Raw genomic sequence first — 20,680 nt, 5'->3', positions numbered from 1 at the left:
TTGCGAATGTTGCGAATAGCTTCTCGGTAGGGTGAACGCGATCGGCACCGAGGAGATTCGATGAAGAAGATGTACGCGGGAGCGCGGCTGCGACGGCTGCGGGAGGAACGAAACCTGTCACAGTCCGCACTGGCGAAGGCACTCGAACTCTCCCCCAGCTATGTCAATCAACTGGAGAACGATCAACGACCGCTGACGGTGCCCGTCCTTCTCAAGCTCAACGCCGAGTTCGATCTCGACGTGCAATTCTTCGCCTCCGATTCCGACGCACGCCTGGTTGCGGACGTTCATCACGCCTTGGCCGAAACTTCGGAATCTGGAGACGTATCTCTGGCCGAGGTGGACGAATTGGTGGCCCGCATGCCGGCGGTCGGACGCACCCTCGTGATGTTGCACCGCCGCCTTCACGCCGCGACAGAGCAGTTGGACCAGTTCTCGACGCAGTTGTCCGGCGAACCAGCGTCCGATGTGTCACTCGTACCGATGCCCTACGAGGAAGTTCGGGACTTCTTCTACGACCGAAAGAATCACATCGCCGTTCTGGACGACGCTGCCGAGCAGATGTTTCTGGACAACGGATTGTCCGTGGGCGCAGTGGATTTGCAACTGGCACGACTACTTCGCGATCAGCACGGCGTCACCGTGACGATCCGTACCGACGAACCCGACAAGCTCGGCCCCAAGCGTTACTACGATCCGAACAAGTCGGTCCTCACACTCGCCCGTCGTCTGTCGGCAGGACAACGCGCGTTCCAGATCGCAATGCAGTTGGCCTTCTTCACGCAGGCCGACGTGATCGATTCCCTTGTCGCCGAGGATGAATCATTGAGCGCCGAGTCCGCAGCGCTGGCTCGCGTCGGACTCGCACACTACTTTGCCGGCGCACTGCTACTCCCGTACACCCAATTCCTGCAATCCGCTGAGGCCTTGCGGTACGACATCGACCTGCTCAGCCTCAAGTTCGAGGTCGGCTTCGAGACAGTCTGCCACCGGTTGTCCACTCTCCAACGACACGGCCAACGCGGCATCCCTTTCTTCTTCGTCCGAACCGATCGCGCCGGAAACATCTCGAAGCGTCAGTCTGCTACCGCCTTTCACTTCTCCAGAGTCGGAGGCAGCTGCCCGCTGTGGGTCATCCACGAGGCATTCGCGAGCCCAGGTCGCATCCTCACTCAGGTCGCGAAGATGCCCGACGGCCGGACATACCTCTGGGTGGCGCGCACTACCCACAGCGGCGGACTCGGGTACCTCGCACCCGAGCGCAACTTCGCCGTCGGACTCGGTTGCGACATCGGCTACGCCGATCGCATGGTCTACTCACACGGAATTCAGACGGACGACCCCGCGACCATCGTGCCGATCGGCGCGGGGTGCAAAGTCTGTGACAGGCCAGCGTGCTCTCAACGCGCCTTCCCCCAACTCGGCCGCTCGATCTCCGTCAGTGAGAACAGCAGCAGCCATCTTCCGTATCCGCAACAATAGGGCGCAAACAATAGGGCGCACCGACTCCACCTGCAGTTTCCCGGAGCTACGACGCGCTTCTGCTTCCATGGACGTCATGCAACCCGATGCCGTGACCCCTCGTCGACTGGTTCTTCGCCGCCTTTCGGCCGTGGCCGGTGTGGCCGGCATCGTGACTGGTTTGGTTGCCTTGATCGCAACTCAGTTGGACGTCGATCACAACATCGTGATCGTTCTCGCGTCAGTGGCGCCCTTGTTGATGATTGCTCCGCTGATCGGTGCCGTCGTCTCGGGTATCGGGCGTCAGTGGATCGTGTGCGCCGCCTCGATCCTCGTCCTTGGGTTGTTCGGATGGTCTGTGAGCCCGCTGTACATCGGCGGAACTGGGGAGTCGACGTCTGCGAACGGTCCACCGATTCGAATCATGCAGGCCAACTTGATGGTCGGTGCAGCGGATCCGGAGTCGCTTGTGGCGATGGTCCGCGAACGCGAGGTCGACGTGGTGACGGTCCAGGAGTTGACGTACCAGGAAGCCGACGCGCTCAAAGCCGCCGGGCTTGACGAGGTTCTGAGCCACCAATTCCTCGTCCCGTACACCGACGGTGGTGGCGGGGCAGGAATCTACAGTCGCTTTCCACTCTCCAATCCGCGTAGCCTCGACGGATTCTCACCCGAAACGCTGTCCGCAGAACTGAATGTCGGCTTGGCGCAGCCAGTCACATTGTTCGCCGTGCATCCGGCACCGGCGTACATCTCACCGGCTTCGGTGTGGGCGGACGAGCAGCGAAGGCTTGGGTCTTACATGGACAAAGTCGCCGGGCGGGACAACGTGATAGTGAGCGGCGACTTCAACGCGTCGTACTCGAACAAACAGTTCCGGAATCTTCTCACGAACGGATATACCAGCGCCGCCGACCAATTGGGTTCCGGCCTGATCCCGACCTATCCGACCGACAAGCGGTATCCGGCGGTGGTCGGTATCGACCACATCATCACGAAAGGCGCCGTGGCGACATCCTTGGAACGGATCGAGATCGAGGGATCCGATCACCACGGCCTGATTGCCGACATCACGTTGTCTTGAGTAAATACTGGATTGAGCAAGCACCGGGGCATGGTTGTGCCCCGGTGCTCACGTCTTCAGTTGTCGCGGTTCACGCCGCTGTGGGTGGGCTGTTCCCGCCGATCGGCTGCTGATACGGATCCACCGACATCGGCGGATAGAACACCGCCTTCCGATCCGGTCCGATCTCCACCCGCCACTCGGTGTGATGCAGCGTCCGGTAGTGATGGCCGCACAACAAGATCAGGTTGTCGAGATCCGTTGGGCCACCATCGTTCCAGTGAACAATATGATGGGCATCGCACCACCCCGACGGTGTCCCGCACCCCGGAAACGCGCAACCACCATCACGAACCGCCAACGCCCGCCGCTGCGGAACCGTCGCCGTTCTCGCTTCCTTGCCGCAGTCGAGCGGAACACCATTCTCGTCCAACAAAATCCGCGTCACGGTGCAGTCGCACGCCAACATCCGCGCGGTATCGATACTGATGGGGCCCACCCAATCCGCCCACGCGAAACCCAACTCCTCCGTGGACGGCAACAGGTCTTTCAACGCCTTGAGGTCCGTCATGTCTTTCGCCGACGCAGTCACCGTGATGTGCGGTTTCACCCCGCCCTCGATCGGACCCAACCCCGCCCGCTCGTACCGCCGCAACAACTCGCAAAACCCATCCGCACGCCGTAATGCCGGAGTACGCGTGTCCTTGACCCCGTCCTTCTCCGGCGTCGGCGCAGACAGGCTCGACAGCAACGTGATCAGACGGGCCCCGTTCACAGCATCCAGATCACCCTTCACGGTCACCCGCCCGTACAGGCCCTTCGACGCGTAGAACTCGTTACGCTCCGAATCCTCACCCACCGGAACCCCGTCTTCGCGCTTGCCGTACTGCTTCTCGATCCGCCGGATCGCCGCCCGCACCGCATCACAATCGGCGATGTTCTGCGACGCCAGGCCAAGCAGGATTCCGCGGGCCTTGTCCACATCCGCCAGGGTCATGTTCTTGGGTGGATGCTGACAAAACGACGCCACCTGACGCGCCTTCAACGCGTCAACCTCACCGCGATGAAACGCATCGCCCACCACGGGTTCGAGCATCAACAACCGCGCCAACCCGACGAGCAGACTGCACTCACCGATCTCCAAATTCGTCGAACCATGCAACCACTGCGCGATCGCCCGAAAACCCTTCCCACCGAGAACCTCCCGGGAAAACATCTCCACGATCAGCAACACCAACCGCGACTGCAACTCGTGCCGGACACGCACCAGATCCAGAACCTCACCCTTGAGGTCCTCGCCATCCAGCTGCCACGCATCCCGACTGTCCATGCCCAAAGTTTAATCGAACACACTTTCGAGAACCAGAGACAAAACGGGCAACTTCAAAAAGGTGCGCGACTCGAGACCTGTTGAAGTACAGGCTCGTTCACGACTGATACAGCGCTAGGTCGGAGTGACTATCGCAAAGTTCGGATCCGGCTCGTCGAGGTATCCGGCAAGTTCTGCGAGCTTCGCCGGGTCGCCGGAAACCGAGATGGTTCCATTCGCAATCTCGGCACCCAAGTCCACACCACCGAGCAGCACACCGAGTAAGTCGCGCCGACTCAAACTGAACATCGCATCCACAGACCCAGCATCTGCAGACCCACCTTCCACGTCGAAATGGATCAGAACTCCGTTGCTGAGTTCCGTTCGGTGAACGATGTTTTCGTCAGTGATGTTCCAATCGACGACGATGTGCGAGCCCGCTGCGCGCACTCCATCCACGCGCAGCGATACTGCATCGAAGACTTGACTTACCGACAGCGCTGCGGTGATGTCGGGCGCCGCGGCAACCGTGGGCGTCCCCACTGAGCCGTTGCGCAGTTCGTATGCACCGGTGAGGTAGAAGTTCCGCCATGTGCCGTTCTCGGCGCCGTACCCGAGTTGCTCGAAGGTATCGGCCTGCAGATTCTTGGCCTCGACGTTGTCCGGTTCAGCGAAGACCACGTAGTTCACCACCTGCGCAACCCAGCGAAAGTCGCCGCGCTCGTACGATTCCCGAGCTTTCCGTAACACTTCTGCTGATCCGCCCATGAACTCCACGTGACGCTTGGCCGATTCGACGGGTGGATGCTCCCACAGATGCGCAGGGTTACCGTCGAACCAACCCATGTATCGCTGGTAGATGGCTTTGACGTTGTGACTGACGGAACCGTAGTACCCGTGCGTGTGCCACGCTTGCGCCAATGCAGTTGGCAGCTCGATCGATTCGGCGATCTCGAGACCGGTCCACCCCTGATTGATTCGACGAAGTGTCTGATCGTGAAGGTACCCGTAGAGGTCGCGCTGCAATGACAGGAACTCGGTGAGCCGTTCGGTCCCCCACGTCGGCCAGTGGTGGGACGCAAACAGAACGTCGGATCGTGAGGCGTAACGATTGATCGATTCCGTCAGGTACGCAGACCAGACGTGAGGATCTCGTACCAGGGCACCGCGAAGCGTGAGCAGGTTGTGGAGAGTATGAGTTGCGTTCTCCGCCATACACAGTGCGCGCAAATCCGGGAAGTAGAAGTTCATCTCGGACGGGGCCTCGGTTCCGGGCGTCATCTGGAATTCGATCCGAACGCCGTCGATCGTCTCCGTGTGACCTGTCTTCGAGATCGACACCGTCGGCGAAATGAGCGTCGGTGTGCCGGTTGAGGTGGTCTGCCCCAACCCGGCTCCGACGCTACCTCGGGGACCTCGGGGTAAGGCCGCTCCGTACATGTAGGCCGCACGTCGAGCCATTGCCGTTCCCGCATAGACGTTTTCCTCGACCGCGTGCTCCACGAGCCCGGTGGGTGCGACGATCACGCATCGCCCGGCGGCGACGTCGTCGTCGGTGGTCACTCCTTTGACCCCGCCGAAGTGGTCGATGTGCGAATGCGTGTAGATCACCGCGACAACCGGTCGATCACCACGATGCTCCCGATACAACGCGAGACCAGCGGCAGCGGTTTCCCGGGAGATCAGTGGATCGATGACGATGATTCCGGTATCTCCCTCGATCAACGTCATGTTCGACAGATCAAGTCCGCGAATCTGATAGATCGAATCCGTCACCGCAAAGAGTCCCTGCTTGGCGACCAACTTCGACTGACGCCACAAGCTCGGATTGACCGTTGGCGGGCAGTCCTCGTCAAGGAAGGCGTAGGAATCGTTGTTCCACAGGACTTTCCCGTCCGAATCGGCAACCAGCCCCGGATCGAGTGCGGCGACGAAACCCCGCTTCGCCTCGGTGAAGTCGGCGTCGTCGGAGAACGGTAGAGTCTCGGCGACTCGGGCGTTCGCGGCTTCGATTGCGGCCGATGCCGCACGTGGGTCGATCATAAGTCAGCCTTTCACGCCGAATTGCGGCAATGCGCATTGCCGCAATTGAAGAGAACAGCAGGGCTAGCTCAGCAACTGCGCCTTTGCCGCCGCGAACTCGGCATCGGTCAACACGCCGGACTGATGAAGCTGTCCCAACTCCTGCAGCTTGGAGACCAGATCGTCCGCGCCTGAAGGGGGAACGGACTGCACGGGGGCGACCTGCTGCTGCGGCGGCGGCTGTTGCTGCTGGTACTCCTGCTGATATTCCTGCTGCTGCTCGCTGGCCTTTCGTTGACTCCGTCGATCCATGGCGTTGGACGTCGCCTTTGCGGTTCCAGCCACTACCGCCGTGCGCGCCACCGTGCCGAGCAACCCCGGCCGCCCTCTGCGTCCACCTCGAAAAACCATGCCGAACTCCTTGGGTAATTGTCGCTACTGAAATGCTGCTTCGACCGCTGCGACGACTACCTCGCGCGGTATCTGAACGTGAAGGACTACGTCGCCGCCGCCACCGCGAACCGTCGACGCGAGCTCACGCGCCCACGTCTGCTCGTAGACGATGACTGCGGCGGACGTTCCTGGTTCGAGTGACTCACGGACCACGTCCAGGTCCTCGTCACTGATCAATGCCTTGGCTTCGATGGACAGAATCGCCAGTCCGATGTCGGTGAGATCTTCGTCGACATCGATCTGCGACACCTGTCCGTCCGCGTCCTTGGCGATGTACACGAGGTCGAGCAGAGTGACAAAACCTCGTTCCACCACGTTCTGCAGCGCGGCGACAGCTTCAGGATCCACAGTTGAACCTGGGAATGCCAGCACCACGAGCTCGACCGGTCCGATGTTCATTGCGTCGTTCATCCATCAAGCCTGGTGGCTCGGACGCTTGGGAACCTCACCCGCAGGGGATGAATTACCCGATGCGATCGAGTTATTTGTTGCGACGAATGACTTCGCGAATCGGCCGTACGTGTACGCCTTCTGCTGCGAGGGCTCGCCGGGCTTTGCCTCGGGTGACGAGCACACCGACGATACCGAGAATCCAAACCGGATATTGCACCATCCAGGCGACACGGAATCCGTCGAACGTGTACCCGCCCATGTGTCCGAGGATGACGCCCATCACTTGAATCACGATGAGGGAAGCGAGGAATCCCCCGATGTTGACCATGCCTTGCGCGGTGCCCATCGCCGAACTCGGGTTCGACGTACGCGCGTAGTCGAAGCCGATCACCGAACCCGGTCCACCCACAGAGATGACGACCACCAGGATCGTCAACAACCAGAGCGGAGACGGTTCGCTTCGTGAAAGCACGATCGTCCACATGAGCGCGCTGGCGACCATGATGGTGAGAACCAACCACGATCGACGCATGGGATAGCGACCGGTGAGAATACCGAGGATCGGGCCGGCCACGATTGCCGAGATGACTGACAGCGTCAGCAGCGAGCCGACCGTCGTGGAGTCGAGGCCTTGAGCCGATTTCAGGTACGGCACACCCCACAGCAGCGCGAACGTCGTGATCGAGAACTGAGTCCCCATGTGGCTGAAGAACCCGAGTCGGGTGCCGGGCCGCATCCACACCGTCTTGATCTGTCGCCCGATCTCCTTGGCGCCGGCCGGCACGGCTACCACGTCGGCACCGGGAGGCGCGTCGCGGATGACACTCAACGCCAGCGCAAACGCCAACAGTCCGACAGCGGCAGCGCTGCCGTAGGCAAAAGTCCAGCCCGGTCCGGACAACAGCAACATGAACGGAAGCGCAGACATCACCTGGCCCAGCTGACCGAGGATGCCCGTGAACTGCGAGACCAACGGCACCTGCCGGGGCGGGAACCACTGCGGTACCAACCGCAACACCGAGATGAAGGTGAGTGCATCCCCGGCACCGACGGCAATACGTGCACCGATCGCGACGGGCAGCGATTCGGTGAAGGCGAGAGCCAACTGCGCGGACATCATGATGAACGCACCGACTGCGATCATGATCCGCGAACCGTAGCGGTCGAGGAGGACTCCCGCCGGAATCTGCATGCCGGCGTACACGACGATCTGCAGCACGACGAAGCTCGACAGAACGCTGGGCGAGATCGAGAACCGATCAGCAGCAGACAGACCCGAGACGCCGAACGAAGTGCGGTGAAGCACGGCGATCACGTAGGCAAAAACACCGACACCCCAGACCAACCACACTTTTTTCATCGGGTCTGTATGTTACTCCTGTCTTTCGCAAGGCTCAGGACATGATTATTCGCGGCCCTGAGACACCCAATTCAGATCGGCCGAACGGAAGCCTTCGGTGATCGCGGCGAGGGAGTCGAGGCGAGCGATCTGGTCTTCGCTCAGAACGATGTCCAACGCTCCGGCGTTTTCGGTGACTCGTGCAGCGAACCGAGTGCCGGGAATCGAAACGGAAGGCAACCCGTACTGGCGGCCCTTGGCATCGAGCCATGCCAGGGAAACCTGTGCAGGCGTCGCGCCGAGCTCCTCACCGACGGCGCGGACCACGTCGAGAACCTTCTGATTGGCGGGAAGTGCGGAGTCCGAGAAGCGGGGGAAGCGTCGGCGTAGGTCGTTGTCACCGAGCGTCGCCGCATCGAACGATCCCGCCAAGAAGCCTCGGCCCACAGGTGAAAAGGGCACGAACCCGACTCCGAGTTCCGCCGCGGTGGGTACTACCTTGTTCTCGACGTCACGGCTCCAGATGCTCCATTCCGACTGGATCGCCGCGATCGGATGTACCCCGTACGCACGACGCAGTTCGTCACCGGTCGCCTCGGACAGTCCGATGTTGCGGACCTTGCCCGCCTTCACCTGCTCCGCGATCGCGCCGACGGTGTCTTCGATCGGCACGTTCGGGTCGACCCGGTGCAAGTAGTAGAGGTCGACATGATCGACGCCGAGTCGTCCCAGAGACTCGTCGAGTGCCCGCGGCACGTAAGCCGGGTCTCCGTTGATCCCGCGCTGACCGTTGGCGATGTTGCCGACCAGACCGAACTTGGTCGCCAACTGCACTTCGTCCCGGCGGTCTTTGAGAAGCTCTCCCACCGCACGCTCACTCGAGCCCTCGCCGTACACGTTCGCGGTGTCGATGAATGTGATCCCGATGTCCACCGCATGGTGCAGCGTGGCGAGCGCCTCGGCCGGATCCACCGGGCCGTAGACCGGGGCGACGGACATCGCGCCGTATCCCTGGGCGCTGACAGTGAGACCTTCGGCCAGAGTGACGGTGGGGACGGTCATGAAAACTCCTCGATTCGACTGAGCGACAACCCCGACAGTCTTCACCGAATCGAAGCCTCACGCACCGATTAACGTCACGCTGATCGGGTTACCCTCGAGTGATGGCATTCGATTGGCTCGAACTCGTACTCACCGCCCACCGCGAATTCGGTTCACGACTCGCTGCGGTCGAGGACTGGAACGCACCCACGCCCGACTCCGACTGGCACGTCGAACACCTCGTCCGCCACGTCATCGAGGAGCAGCAGTGGGTACCGCCGCTCCTGGCCGGACTGACGGTCGGCGAGGCGACACCGGACATCGTTCCCGTCGGGGACGACCTGTGGACCGAATGGCAGAAGTACTCCGATGCCGCAATCAAAGCGTGGAAATCGACGGACCTCAGTGCCCACGTTCACCTCTCGTACGGCACGGTGAAGGTGGAACCCTATCTGCGCCAGCAGACCTCGGACGTCACGATCCACACCTGGGACCTTGCGCGAGCGGTCGGAGCAGACGAGCGGCTCGATCCAGACCTCGTCGAGGCCGTCTGGTCCGACCTCGACGGGCAGCGCGACATGCTCGCCGAGAGCGGTCTGTTCTCCGCTCCCGTCGATCTTCCTGACGATGCGTCGTTGCAGGACAAGCTGATTGCCCTGACCGGTCGCGATCCTCGTTAGACGTTCAGCGACACACCCGTCGTGCGAGCGACGCCGTCCCAGCCGCCGGCAGGTGCACCGAGGCCGAGCAGAGCCGCAACCGTCGGCGCGACGTCGATCGTGCGAGCCTGCGTGTCGATCTTCCGTCCACCGTCCAGAGCGGGATGTCCGCCGCTGAGGAAGAACGGAATGGGCAGTGTCACGAAGTGGCCGTGGTTGCCGGGAATCGGGTTGGACAGTGGAGTCGGATCACTGAACCGCCAGCCCTGAGCGCAAAACGCAACGACGTCACCGGCATTGGTGCCGAGATCGAATTCGGCGGGGAGGTGGCTGGATTCGACGCCGTCCACACCATCCACGATCTGCTGAATCCGGCTGACGGCTTCCGCCCGTTCGCCATCGGGTCCGACGAAGTAGATCAGGTCTGCGCCACCGTTCTGGGCGATTCGAATCTTGCCTGCCAGCAATGGGTCCGCGTTCAGCGGTCGATCCAAGCCGATGAGCCGCGCGGGCTCAGACCAGTCCATGGAGTGGTCGGCCAACACGATCAGAATGCTCCGATTCCAGCGACCCGTGTCATGAAGGAAGTCGACGAAGCGGCGAACCTGGTTGTCGGTGTTCTGAAGTGCAGCCGTGCGGGCGATACGGATGGACGGACCGGACAGATCCAGGTGCCCGACCCGATCGACGTCACCGAGGTTGGTGAACGAGAGCCGCGGCGAGTTCCCGCCGACGATACGGATCAAGGCGTCGATCGTGAAGTTGTCCGGCGCATGCTCGGTACCGGGAACGAGCGGCTGCGGATCCCACACCAGTGAGGCGCGGTCACCGAACAGCCCGTGAAGGTAGCGCTTCGACAGCACACTCGCAGTGGTCAATCCGAGTTCGGTGCGTACCCGATCCAGAACCGTCGATGCCTGCAGGTCGGAAGGCCGATCGAGGTCCCGCTTCTTGTCGATGGACGGATCGTAGACGGAGTTGGCGGGTACACCCGAACGCGCCGGCAGCACTCCCGTCATCATCGCCGTGTGGTTCGGCAGCGTCTCTGCGATCGTGATGGCACTGGCGTCCGGGTAGTGGATACCGCCGGCCGCAAGCCCGGTGAGCGTCGGGGTGAGCTCCGATCGCAGCTCGTCCGGCCGCATGCCGTCGACGACTATGACATGCACGTCCAGGTCTGGGATTCCGGCGTTGGTGGGAACGCTCGCGCGCGCGGGCGTTCCGAGCAATGCCGTTCCGGCGACAACACTTCCACCGATCAGAACGCTACGACGCGAAACTTCGATACTCACTGGTCGACTCCTGGTCGGTACGAGGACTGATCGAGGGCGGCCGAGGTGGGTGAGACTCTACTGCCCGCGCCTGCCGGCAGACGGTAGCTCACGGCGTAGTGCGCATTGCTCTGCGGATTGGTGAGATCGTCGACGTAGTACCAGTCCATCTGAGTACCTTCGCGGGCGATTTCGAATACGCCGTAGCCGTGCGAATCCAGTTCGACGTACCGCACGTGTCGGTTCACGGCCTTGAATGCTTCTTCTGCCGCAACGGTTACCGTGCGCGGTGGCACTTTCAGCATGTCGTCGATATTGGGCGACGTCACCGACGGGACGACGAACTCGGCGCCGACGGTCGGCCCACCCGGATAGTTGGCGGCGTTGGTCGGTAGGTCGCAGGCCCATGACGTGTGGATGTCACCGGTGATGAAGACGGTGTTGTCCACACCGTTCGAGGTGATCGCGTCGAAAAGCCTGGTGCGGTCGGCGGTGTACCCGTCCCACTGATCCGTGTTGTACGGGACACCGGCCTGCGGCACACCCACCAGTTCGGTCAACGCCGCGGGGGTCGCCGGTTCCAGCGGCGGGAACACGCAGGGCGTGATCATGACCGGATTGCCGACGACCTTCCACTGCGTCGGGGAGGTGACGATTCCGTTGGTCAACCAATCCATCTGTGCGCGTCCGGTAATGGTGCGCGACGGATCGTCGACCTGCTTCATGGTCGGTTGCTCGTCGCGGTAAGTACGCAGATCGAGCATCGAGATCTCGGCCAGATTCCCGAAGCGGAACCGACGATACAGCTGAACGCTCGAACCACTACCCGACGGGCGGACGGGCATCCACTCGAAATATGCCTTGGCCGAGTTGGCCTTTCGATCTGCCCAGTCACCTTCGACACCGGGAGTGTGGTTTTCGGCGCCGTCCCGGTACGCGTTGTCGGCCGATTCGTGATCGTCCCACGTGGTGATGAACGGGAGCTTCAGGTGCAGAGCTGCCAGATCCGGGTCTGTCTTGTACTGCGCGTGCCGAATTCGGTAGTCGGCCAGCGAAATGATCTCGTGGGCCGGCTCGTGAAGGCGAACGGATCCGTTTCTCGCGCCGTACTCCCCCTGCCCGTACTCGTAGATGTAGTCACCGAGGTGGATGATCGCGTCGAGGTCTTCGCGGAATGCGAGGTGACGATAGGCACCGAAATACCCCGCCTCCCAGTTGGAGCAGGACACCACGCCGAAGCGGAGACGATCGAGATCTGCCGAGTTCGACGGAGCCGTGCGGGTGCGGCCCACCGGAGAAACAGCCGAACCCGCAGTGAATCGGTACCAGTACGTCGTCGACGAATCGAGTCCGGTGACGTCGACCTTCGCGGTGTGATCGGAATCCGCCGAAGCAGCAACACTTCCGGACGCAACGACGCTCGCGAACCCCTCATCGGTCGCGACCTGCCAGTTGAGAGTCACCGCCGGCCCGACGCCGGAACCGGGCGTCGCGTCTGCCGTCGGGGTGATGCGGGTCCAGATGATCACCGCATCCGGCAACGGGTCACCGGATGCCACGCCGTGCGCGAAGCCCGGGCTGCCACCCGGAACCTCGGCACCGGCGTGGCTCGCCGAAGCGACACCGAGACCTACTGCGCCGGCGAGGGCCGCCGATCCCTGCAGCAGGCCACGTCTGGATATTCGATCGAAGGCATTCGTGTGCACGCTAGGAGTGAACCCGCACCTGAACGGGCGTTCAAGAGAGCTTCGGGATGTTCACCCAGGCTTCGCCTGCGCTTCTCTGGAAGTTTGATCGAGTCGATCCCGATTACAACCGGTAATCGAGGGCCGAGCCTCGAACCACACCGACCTTGACTCCGATGTAACCGCCGAGTGCACCCCCGGCCGCGATCAGGATCCAGAACGCCGGCGGAAGCAGAGCCTCGGACCCGTCGACCTCGGAGAACGCGGAATAGCCTGCAATCAACGCGCCGAACAGGATGGGCAGTATCAGCAGAGCGGCAAAGAAAGTCACCCACACCGATACGAAGCGGCCCTTCCACCGGGCAATCTCGTGCAGAACCGTCAGAACGACCAGGAAGACACCACTACCGGTCAAGAAGGCGGCCAGAACTGCAAATCCGAAAGCCGAAGTCAGTTCCGACTCCACGTGAATCCCCCTGTACGTCAATCACCTGCACACTCAGCCCCAACTGCGATGCGACGAGTCTATTCACGACGGACGGCGTTTGTCGGCAAGTCGAGTCGCTCGTCTGCCGGAAACACACCCCGCTGACGCCTATGCTTGGAAAATGACCGAACCCGACATCAAGCCCAGAAGTCGTGACGTCACCGACGGACTCGAAAAGACCGCAGCGCGCGGCATGTTGCGTGCAGTAGGAATGGGCGACGACGACTGGGTCAAGTCGCAGATCGGCGTCGCCTCGTCCTGGAACGAAATCACGCCATGCAACCTGTCCCTCGATCGCCTGGCCAAGGCCGTCAAGGAGGGCGTACGGGAAGCCGGCGGGTTCCCTCTCGAATTCGGCACTATCTCCGTCTCCGACGGCATTTCGATGGGGCACGAGGGCATGCACTTCTCCCTCGTCTCCCGTGAAGTGATCGCGGACAGCGTCGAGACCGTCATGCAGGCCGAGCGTCTCGACGGATCGGTCCTTCTCGCCGGCTGCGACAAGTCGTTGCCCGGCATGATGATGGCGGCGGCCCGCCTCGACCTCGCCAGCGTGTTCCTCTACGCCGGCTCCACCCTCCCCGGCGTCGCCAAACTTTCCGACGGCAGTGAGCGGGAAGTCACCGTCATCGACGCGTTCGAGGCGGTTGGCGCCTGCTCGCGTGGGCTGATGAGCCGCGCCGACGTCGACACCATCGAACGGGCGATCTGCCCGGGCGAAGGCGCGTGCGGCGGCATGTACACGGCAAACACGATGGCCAGCGCCGCCGAGGCCATGGGAATGTCGCTGCCCGGCAGCGCTTCACCGCCCGCACCGGATCGTCGCCGCGACGGCTTCGCCCGCGAGAGCGGCAAAGCCGTTGTCGAGCTCCTGCGTCGAGGCATCACCGCCAGGGACATCCTCACCAAGGAAGCATTCGAGAACGCCATTGCAGTCGTCATGGCATTCGGCGGATCCACCAATGCAGTGCTCCATCTCCTCGCGATCGCGCACGAAGCGTACGTCCCGCTGACGCTCGACGACTTCGCTCGCGTCGGCGCGAAGGTCCCGCACCTCGCCGACGTCAAGCCTTTCGGAAAGCACGTCATGACGGACGTCGACCGTATCGGCGGCGTCCCCGTGATCATGAAGGCATTGCTCGACGCGGGACTCATGCACGGAGATTGCCTGACCGTCACCGGTAAGACCGTGGCGGAGAATCTCGCGCACATCACCCCGCCCGATCCCGACGGCAAGGTCCTGCGGGCGATGAACAAGCCCATTCACCCCACCGGAGGCATCACGATCTTGAAGGGGTCACTCGCGCCCGGCGGCGCGGTGGTCAAGTCGGCAGGATTCGAGTCTGATGTATTCGTCGGCACTGCACGGGTTTTCGAACGCGAGCGCGCCGCGATGGATGCTCTCGAGGACGGCACCATCACCGGCGGTGACGTTGTCGTCATCCGCTACGAAGGCCCGAAGGGTGGTCCCGGCATGCGCGAGATGCTGGCCATCACGGGCGCGATCAAGGGCGCGGGTCTCGGCAAGGACGTCCTGCTGCTGACGGACGGACGATTCTCGGGCGGCACCACCGGCCTGTGTGTCGGACACGTTGCGCCCGAGGCCGTCGACGGCGGTCCCATCGCGTTCGTTCGCGACGGCGATCAGATCCGGCTCGACGTGGGTACCGGACAACTCGAATTGTTGGTCGACGACTCCGAATTGGAAGCCCGCAAGAAGGGCTGGGAGCCGTTGCCGCCTCGCTACACACGTGGTGTGTTGGCCAAGTACTCCAAGCTCGTGGGATCAGCCTCGGGTGGAGCAGTGTGCGGCTGATCCCAGCCCGCCGCTAGATCGGCCGGTACCCGGCGCCGACACCTCCGTGGGCATTGATCGTGTCCACGATGGAGGTCATGTTGGTGCCGAGTTCCGGCCCCAGGCACGGCACCCAGAGGTAGGCGTTGACCATCGCGACCAGCGTCGTCCCGACCGTGACCGGGGCTCCCGAATCACCGTGGTCGACGCAGATCTGAGTCCAGGTGGATGCGTCGGCGCTCAGGTCTCCCCAGACGACGCCGCAGGTCGTGCCCGTCGTACGGCCTTCCTTGCAGGCTGTAGCCGGGAAGCTGGCTGGAGCGCCGATCGAGGTGATGGTTGCCGCGCCCACCGTTCGAACTGGTGTGACCTTGCCCGGATCGAACTGGATGACCCCGTAGTCCAGGTCCGGGTTCGACTCGACGAACGTGCCGACCACGCCTGCGTCCTCGTTGCTTTCCGGGATCACGAACGATCCAGGACCACCGCAGTGACCTGCGGTGATACCTACGAGTCTGCCGCCGTTGTCGTGACCGATAGTGGTCAACGTACAGACCAGCTGATTGTCGATGATGATGCCCGAACCACCACCCATGGGCGTGGGTGCAGCAACAGCGTTGCTGCTGACGATGAACCCGAGTCCGAGTGCCAAGACCAACGCTGCCAGAGCCGAAACAATTCGCTGCAACATCACAATCTCTCCGCCGGTAATCTCCCCGCTGCAAAAAACGCATACCCCGGAAAGTGCGGACCTACGCAGCGTTTCTAGTCGGTAGCTCCGAGCGCTTCGAGCATCTTGCGTGCCTCCTCGAGCTGACGACTCAACTCGTCGACTCGCGCTGCAGCCATGTCCCGTGCAGCGACGATGATGGACTCGACAGCCTCGATTGCGGTGGGCTCACCCAACTCGCGGACAGCTCGCTCGACCGCATCGGGTGCGACCGGAACTGCTTTGCCCGGACGCTTCGCGCCCTGTGTGACCGTCACGCTCCAGTCGTTGTCCGCGCCCGCATGGATCGTGACGCTGATGCCGGCCGGCAGTTTCTTCGCACGCTTGACGGCCGGACGAGGTGTCGCGGCAGGGGCAGCAGTGGTAGTCGGTACCGGAGCGGGTGCAGGCTGCGCACGCGGCTTCGGTCGAACAGGCTCTACGAGTGGCTCCATCAGGGGCTCGGACTCCACAACTGGTTTGGGCCGTGGCGCCGGTTTGGCCGGTGCCTCGGAGACGCGGTTGATGCGCAATTCCTCTGCCTCGAAAGGCAATTCGTCGTTGACGCCTTTGGGGCGGATCATCACGGTGTTGCCGTCCACCGACACGACTTTCGCCGAGGTACCGGCTTCGATCCCCAGGCTGGGAGTCGCCTCGCGCAGATAGACGGTGGCGCGCTTGCCTTCGGCGACAGCCGTGGCGAGCGCTGCCAGATTGTCCGCAGTGAGGTGATCCGGCGTTGATGCGGCAGCGCCGGAACGTCTACGGGGTGGCATGCGCAGGTCCTTTCAGAAGTATCTCGTGCATTTCGGTATCGACAGTGCTTTTCTCGGGGCAACTCTTGCACAAGCCACCGACGTGTTGACTCTCACCGCCCGCCTGAGCCCGAGGATCCGTAGACGGTTCGGCCAATTCAGTACTGTTCTCGGGGCACCGCGTGGAAGATGGTGGACATAAATTCGTTGCGGCAATAAGGAGCACGGTGAGCAGTTCGGAGTCAGAGTGGATCGACGAGGTCACCGAACCCGCCCCTGCTGAATCTCACGTTGCCGAACCTCACACCGCTGATCCGGTCGACGTCGATGCTCATCTGCTCAGCCGGATTCAAGCCGACATCGAGGAGTCCCTCCTCGGCGGACCGCGCTGCTTCACGCAATCGCAGATCGCGGAATTCGCCGGTGTGACACGCGAGCGTGCCGATCGTTTGTGGGTCGCGATGGGCTTTGCCGTCGACGAGGATCCCGACGCCGTCATGTTCACCCAGCAAGACGCCAACGCCCTCAAGACGATCATCGACATGGTCAATCGAGGAGTCATCTCGCAGAGCAGTGAGGTGGCTGCCGCCCGTTCACTGGGGCAGTCGATGTCGAGGTTGGCTGAGTGGCAGGTCTCGCTGATCAGCACACACATCATCGACCAGCTCGCCGACTCGGCAGATCACGAGCCCGAAGCGATCCGGAAGATCGTTCTGCGCCTCGGCGCAGAGATCATTCCTGCTGTCGAATCTCTGCAGACGTACGTGTGGAAGCGCCACGTCGCGTCGTCGACGGGCCGCAACGTCGGAAACCCGGGCGAAGAAGTAGCGAGTCGTGTTCTGGTCGTGGGTTTCGCCGACATCGTCGGGTACACCTCGCTGACCCGCGGCCTCGACTCCGCCGAACTCAACGATCTGCTCGAGCGGTTCGAGTCCGCGTCCACCGAAATCATCGGTCGCAACTACGGCTGGGTGGTCAAGACCGTCGGTGACGAGGTCATGTTTGCCGCCGAGAGTCCTCATCACGCAGCCGAGATCGCTTTGCAGATCCAGCAGGCGGTCCTCGCCGATCACGACGATCCGCAGCTTCGGGTGGGCCTGGCCATGGGGCCGACGTTGGTTCGCTTCGGAGATCTCTACGGTTCGGTGGTCAACAAGGCCGCGCGCCTCACCAGCTCTGCTCGTCCCGGCACCGTGCTGATCGACTCCGAGTTGGCCACCCAACTCGGCTCGGACGCCAATTTCAAACTGCGGCACCTACGTCCGCGACGAGTGCGCGGCATCGACAGGCTCGAGCAGTACGTGCTACGCCGCAATCTGGAGCCGTGAGCTCTCAGCTCGACACTCCGCGTGCAGCCAGAAAGTCGTCCACGATCTGCTCACACGCAGCCTCCCCGAGAGGCGTCAGCGTGGCCAGCTTGGTGAGCACCAAAGGTCCGACCAACTGAGCAAGTGCGACGTCGTAGTCGTACTCCCCCAACGCGTCGATCGCGTCCGGCGAGCGCAGGATCCGATCGAACGCGTGTCGGTACTGCTCGAAAACCGTCTGGCGCAGCGATCGCAATTCGGGCTTGTCCGTGGACAGGGCATCGACGCTCGAATAACCCTTCAGTTCCGGCCCCAAGCCGAGCCAGCACATCGCCGTCACCTGGATCGGTGCGCTTTCGATGGCCTTGGCCTGACTGGTCAACAACTCGAGCAACTGCGCGCGGAGATCGCCTTCACCGGACATCTCCGGCACCGGCGGCAGTAGACGTGCAAATGCCGCGGCGAGTAACTCCGTGCCGCTGTCGAAATGGCGGTACAGCGTCGCACGCGCGACGTTGGCCAACTTGGTGACGGCATCGATCGTCACGGCGTCGACGCCGCCTTCTGCCAGCAGCGTGGTCGCTGCGTCGAGCAACCTGGACCTGGAACGCTGTTTGCGCGGGTCCTCGTCGTTTCCCTGCTGTTCGATTCCCTGCTTGTCGATTCCCACCGTCACAACTTCAGTTATACCCACTTGGGGGTTGTGGAACTGCTGTTCTTGTAACGATACTGATGGTCTTGTTTCTATCGGGAGGTTTCGTGAGTAGCGATACGACGCTCGAACAGTCCACGTGGACCATCCGACAGATCTGGATGCTGACGGTCGCGTGCTGCGCCGTCGCGCTGGTCGTCGCAGCGATGGCCGCTCTCAACACGGCCCTTCCCGACTTGGCCCGCGATACCGGTGCAACACAGAGCCAGCTCACGTGGATCGTGGACGGGTACACGCTCACGCTGGCTTGTCTCTTGTTGCCGGCGGGCGCACTCGGCGATCGATACGGTCGACGAGAACTGCTCATGTTCGGACTACTCGTTTTTGCTGCCGGCTCGTCGATTCCGGTCTTCGCGGACGAACCGTCGTGGGTCATCGTCTCCCGCGTGATATCCGGCGTCGGCGCCGCATTTGTCATGCCGGCGACGCTGTCTCTACTCACTGCAGGTTTCCCGCCGGCGCAGCGTGCCCGCGCCGTCGGAGTCTGGTCCGGCGTCGCAGGGTCCGGTGCAATCGCCGGACTCGTCGTCTCCGGGCTACTCCTCGAAAAATGGTCCTGGCATTCGATTTTCGTCAGCCTGGCCGTCGTCTCGGTCCTCATCCTCGTGGTGTCGTTCACGATCGTGACGTCGAAGGACACGGAGGCAACTCCACTCGATCTACCTGGTACAGCGCTGATCGCCGGCTCGATCGGACTGTTCGTCCTGGGGATGATCGAGGCGCCGGCCCGTGGTTGGCTCGATCCGGTAGTTCTCGCGTTGCTGGTCGGCGGAATTGCCATGACAGCAATCTTCAGCTGGGTCGAATTACGCACTCGCCACCCACTTCTGGACGTCAGACTGTTTGCCAATCGTGCATTCGGCAGCGGCGCAGCGTCACTGACCCTGCAATTCCTGGCGACTTTCGGCTTGTTCTTCCTGATCGTGCAGTATCTCCAACTGGTGCTCGACTACTCCCCCCTGCAATCGGCGCTCGCCCTCATGCCGATCGCCGTGCCGGTGATGGCCCTGTCCGTGGTTGCGCCCCTACTGATTCCGCGTATCGGCCTTCGCGCCCTCACCGCAACCGGTGTCGCCTTCCTCGGAACCGGAATTGCACTCCTGACGCGCTTGGATGCCAGTTCGACCTATGCCGAAGTCTGTGTTCCCTTGGTAGTGGCCGCCATTGGATTGGGTTTGTCGACAACCCCCGCCACTGCTGCCATCGTCTCCAACGCACCGGACTCCAAACAGGGGGTTGCCTCAGCAGTCAACGACGCAACCCGTGAGATCGGCTCCGCCATCGGCGTTGCACTGGCGGGAAGTATCCTCGCCGCCGGCTACGGAAATCACGTCCAGCCCGCGGTCGACTTGCTACCCGAACCGGCCAAGGAGCCGGTATCCGGTTCTCTGGCCGCCGCTCTCCACGTCGCCGAAGCAGCCGGGCCGCAGGGTGCCCAGTTGGCCGAATTCGCCCGTGAAGCCTTCATCAAAGGCATGGATCAAGGAGCACTCACGCTCGCTGCGATCATGTGGGTATCCGCGATCGTTCTGGGATTCTGGGCTCCGGGTCGTCAGCGAGACTGACCGCCTCGTCGGTACGCCGGGGCCTTGGTCGTCTGCTCCGACTGCAGAGTCTGTAGAAGGGGCATCGACCGGAGCGGCACCACAACCGAGAGAACCATGACGCTGGTCGACCGGGTGGCTATCCCCGACCGATTCAGTTCGAGCAGCGTCGCTTGCAAATCCTCGTGCGACGCAGCGGCAATCCGGCACAGCACGTCGCCGGAGCCGGTGGTGGCAAAGGCTTCGAGCACACCGGGGATTGCCTCGAGTTCCGCGGTGACGGTGTCGAGCGCCCCCTGGGCGATCTGCAAAGTCACGAATGCTTGTACTCCGAAACCCGCTGCAGCCAAATTGACGTGCGGCGCGTATCCGGCGATGACGCCCGCATCTTCCATCCTTTTCAATCTCGCCTGCACTGTCGCCCGCGCAACCTTGACCTGACGCGAAAGCTCCAACGCACCGGCTCTCGGGTGCTTGTTCATCGCGTCCAACAGAGCCAGATCCACTGCGTCGAGATTCACGTCCGCTCCACTCGTCGTTCAACTATGCAAATTGCCTACAAAACAGTGCCACCATCTTCGCATTCCGGCGCTGTGTCTACTTTCAACTACCTCCATTGACTACCCAACCTCTGAAGGACTTATCTGTTTGTACTGGCAGTGCCGAACATGACTC

General features: G+C 62.4%; 19 protein-coding genes. 6 read left to right on the top strand and 13 right to left on the bottom strand.

All coding sequences use genetic code 11. The features are described 5' to 3' along the window. The first annotated feature begins 60 nt into the window (after positions 1 to 60). Positions 61 to 1,482, top strand: a complete 1,422-nt coding sequence (locus A2J01_RS29555; RefSeq protein WP_003939891.1) for a short-chain fatty acyl-CoA regulator family protein — start codon at positions 61 to 63, stop codon at positions 1,480 to 1,482. A 67-nt stretch (positions 1,483 to 1,549) separates the two neighbouring features. Next, positions 1,550 to 2,545, top strand: a complete 996-nt coding sequence (locus A2J01_RS29550; protein ID WP_064114154.1) for an endonuclease/exonuclease/phosphatase family protein — start codon at positions 1,550 to 1,552, stop codon at positions 2,543 to 2,545. Between the two features lie 70 nt (positions 2,546 to 2,615). On the opposite strand, the gene A2J01_RS29545 is transcribed toward A2J01_RS29550, so the two are convergent. The 6 genes from A2J01_RS29545 to A2J01_RS29520 all read right to left on the bottom strand — a co-directional run bounded on the left by A2J01_RS29545 (position 2,616) and on the right by A2J01_RS29520 (position 9,102). Next, a complete protein-coding gene (locus A2J01_RS29545) occupies positions 2,616 to 3,854 on the bottom strand; it encodes an HNH endonuclease signature motif containing protein (protein WP_064114153.1) in 1,239 nt (412 codons plus the stop codon). A gap of 114 nt (positions 3,855 to 3,968) precedes the next feature. After that, complete coding sequence (locus tag A2J01_RS29540) at positions 3,969 to 5,876, bottom strand: alkyl/aryl-sulfatase (protein ID WP_050656827.1); 1,908 nt, start codon at positions 5,874 to 5,876, stop codon at positions 3,969 to 3,971. A 63-nt stretch (positions 5,877 to 5,939) separates the two neighbouring features. Continuing rightward, the gene (locus A2J01_RS29535; RefSeq protein WP_003939954.1) at positions 5,940 to 6,266 is read right to left on the bottom strand and encodes an SHOCT domain-containing protein; all 327 of its coding nucleotides are present in this window, start codon (positions 6,264 to 6,266) and stop codon (positions 5,940 to 5,942) included. A 24-nt stretch (positions 6,267 to 6,290) separates the two neighbouring features. Then, positions 6,291 to 6,719, bottom strand: coding sequence for a DUF6325 family protein (locus A2J01_RS29530; RefSeq protein ID WP_007732604.1), 429 nt, complete (start codon positions 6,717 to 6,719; stop codon positions 6,291 to 6,293). A 70-nt stretch (positions 6,720 to 6,789) separates the two neighbouring features. Beyond that, positions 6,790 to 8,061 carry an MFS transporter gene (locus A2J01_RS29525; RefSeq protein ID WP_007732605.1) on the bottom strand — a complete coding sequence of 424 codons (1,272 nt, stop codon included), beginning with the start codon at positions 8,059 to 8,061 and terminating at the stop codon, positions 6,790 to 6,792. A gap of 45 nt (positions 8,062 to 8,106) precedes the next feature. Next, positions 8,107 to 9,102, bottom strand: coding sequence for an aldo/keto reductase (locus A2J01_RS29520; RefSeq protein WP_037128852.1), 996 nt, complete (start codon positions 9,100 to 9,102; stop codon positions 8,107 to 8,109). 101 nt (positions 9,103 to 9,203) lie between these two features. On the opposite strand from A2J01_RS29520, the gene A2J01_RS29515 reads away from it, so the two are divergent. Next, on the top strand, positions 9,204 to 9,761 hold the full coding sequence (locus A2J01_RS29515) for a TIGR03086 family metal-binding protein (protein WP_020970773.1): 558 nt from the start codon (positions 9,204 to 9,206) through the stop codon (positions 9,759 to 9,761). Here the strand turns inward: A2J01_RS29515 and A2J01_RS29510 are convergent. From A2J01_RS29510 to A2J01_RS29500, 3 genes are all read right to left on the bottom strand, one after another. Continuing rightward, positions 9,758 to 11,032: an alkaline phosphatase family protein gene (locus A2J01_RS29510; protein WP_064114152.1), complete on the bottom strand. Its 1,275-nt coding sequence runs from the start codon at positions 11,030 to 11,032 to the stop codon at positions 9,758 to 9,760. The two genes, A2J01_RS29515 and A2J01_RS29510, sit on opposite strands and share 4 nt — an antisense overlap. After that, complete coding sequence (locus A2J01_RS29505) at positions 11,029 to 12,717, bottom strand: alkaline phosphatase D family protein (protein ID WP_064114151.1); 1,689 nt, start codon at positions 12,715 to 12,717, stop codon at positions 11,029 to 11,031. The genes A2J01_RS29510 and A2J01_RS29505 overlap by 4 nt, the downstream gene beginning before the upstream one ends. A gap of 103 nt (positions 12,718 to 12,820) precedes the next feature. Next, complete coding sequence (locus A2J01_RS29500) at positions 12,821 to 13,162, bottom strand: hypothetical protein (protein ID WP_003940142.1); 342 nt, start codon at positions 13,160 to 13,162, stop codon at positions 12,821 to 12,823. A gap of 142 nt (positions 13,163 to 13,304) precedes the next feature. Here A2J01_RS29500 and ilvD point away from each other — a divergent pair, with 142 nt between their 5' ends. Continuing rightward, entirely contained in the window at positions 13,305 to 14,999 is a 1,695-nt protein-coding gene (ilvD, locus tag A2J01_RS29495; protein WP_003940201.1) for a dihydroxy-acid dehydratase, read from the top strand. Positions 15,000 to 15,012: 13 nt separating this feature from the next. Here ilvD and A2J01_RS29490 read toward each other — a convergent pair whose 3' ends face one another. Then, complete coding sequence (locus A2J01_RS29490) at positions 15,013 to 15,669, bottom strand: S1 family peptidase (protein WP_007732621.1); 657 nt, start codon at positions 15,667 to 15,669, stop codon at positions 15,013 to 15,015. 74 nt (positions 15,670 to 15,743) lie between these two features. Further along, complete coding sequence (locus A2J01_RS29485; RefSeq protein WP_064114150.1) at positions 15,744 to 16,463, bottom strand: DUF6319 family protein; 720 nt, start codon at positions 16,461 to 16,463, stop codon at positions 15,744 to 15,746. A gap of 206 nt (positions 16,464 to 16,669) precedes the next feature. On the opposite strand from A2J01_RS29485, the gene A2J01_RS29480 reads away from it, so the two are divergent. Further along, the gene (locus A2J01_RS29480) at positions 16,670 to 17,770 is read left to right on the top strand and encodes an adenylate/guanylate cyclase domain-containing protein (RefSeq protein WP_007732623.1); all 1,101 of its coding nucleotides are present in this window, start codon (positions 16,670 to 16,672) and stop codon (positions 17,768 to 17,770) included. Positions 17,771 to 17,774: 4 nt separating this feature from the next. Here the strand turns inward: A2J01_RS29480 and A2J01_RS29475 are convergent, their stop codons facing one another. Next, positions 17,775 to 18,425 (bottom strand): TetR/AcrR family transcriptional regulator, encoded by a 651-nt coding sequence (locus tag A2J01_RS29475; RefSeq protein ID WP_030537009.1) that lies wholly within the window; start codon positions 18,423 to 18,425, stop codon positions 17,775 to 17,777. Between the two features lie 56 nt (positions 18,426 to 18,481). Here A2J01_RS29475 and A2J01_RS29470 point away from each other — a divergent pair, with 56 nt between their 5' ends. Beyond that, complete coding sequence (locus tag A2J01_RS29470) at positions 18,482 to 20,026, top strand: MFS transporter (RefSeq protein ID WP_058037678.1); 1,545 nt, start codon at positions 18,482 to 18,484, stop codon at positions 20,024 to 20,026. On the opposite strand, the gene A2J01_RS29465 is transcribed toward A2J01_RS29470, so the two are convergent. Then, positions 20,014 to 20,526 carry an Lrp/AsnC family transcriptional regulator gene (locus tag A2J01_RS29465; protein ID WP_051649709.1) on the bottom strand — a complete coding sequence of 171 codons (513 nt, stop codon included), beginning with the start codon at positions 20,524 to 20,526 and terminating at the stop codon, positions 20,014 to 20,016. The genes A2J01_RS29470 and A2J01_RS29465 overlap by 13 nt on opposite strands. Positions 20,527 to 20,680: the final 154 nt, after the last annotated feature.

It is taken from the genome of Rhodococcus sp. EPR-134, from assembly GCF_001647205.1.
Taxonomy (GTDB): Bacteria; Actinomycetota; Actinomycetes; order Mycobacteriales; family Mycobacteriaceae; genus Rhodococcus_F; species Rhodococcus_F qingshengii.
Note: the sequence above shows the minus strand (reverse complement) of the source record. Positions and strands in the feature narration are given on the sequence as shown.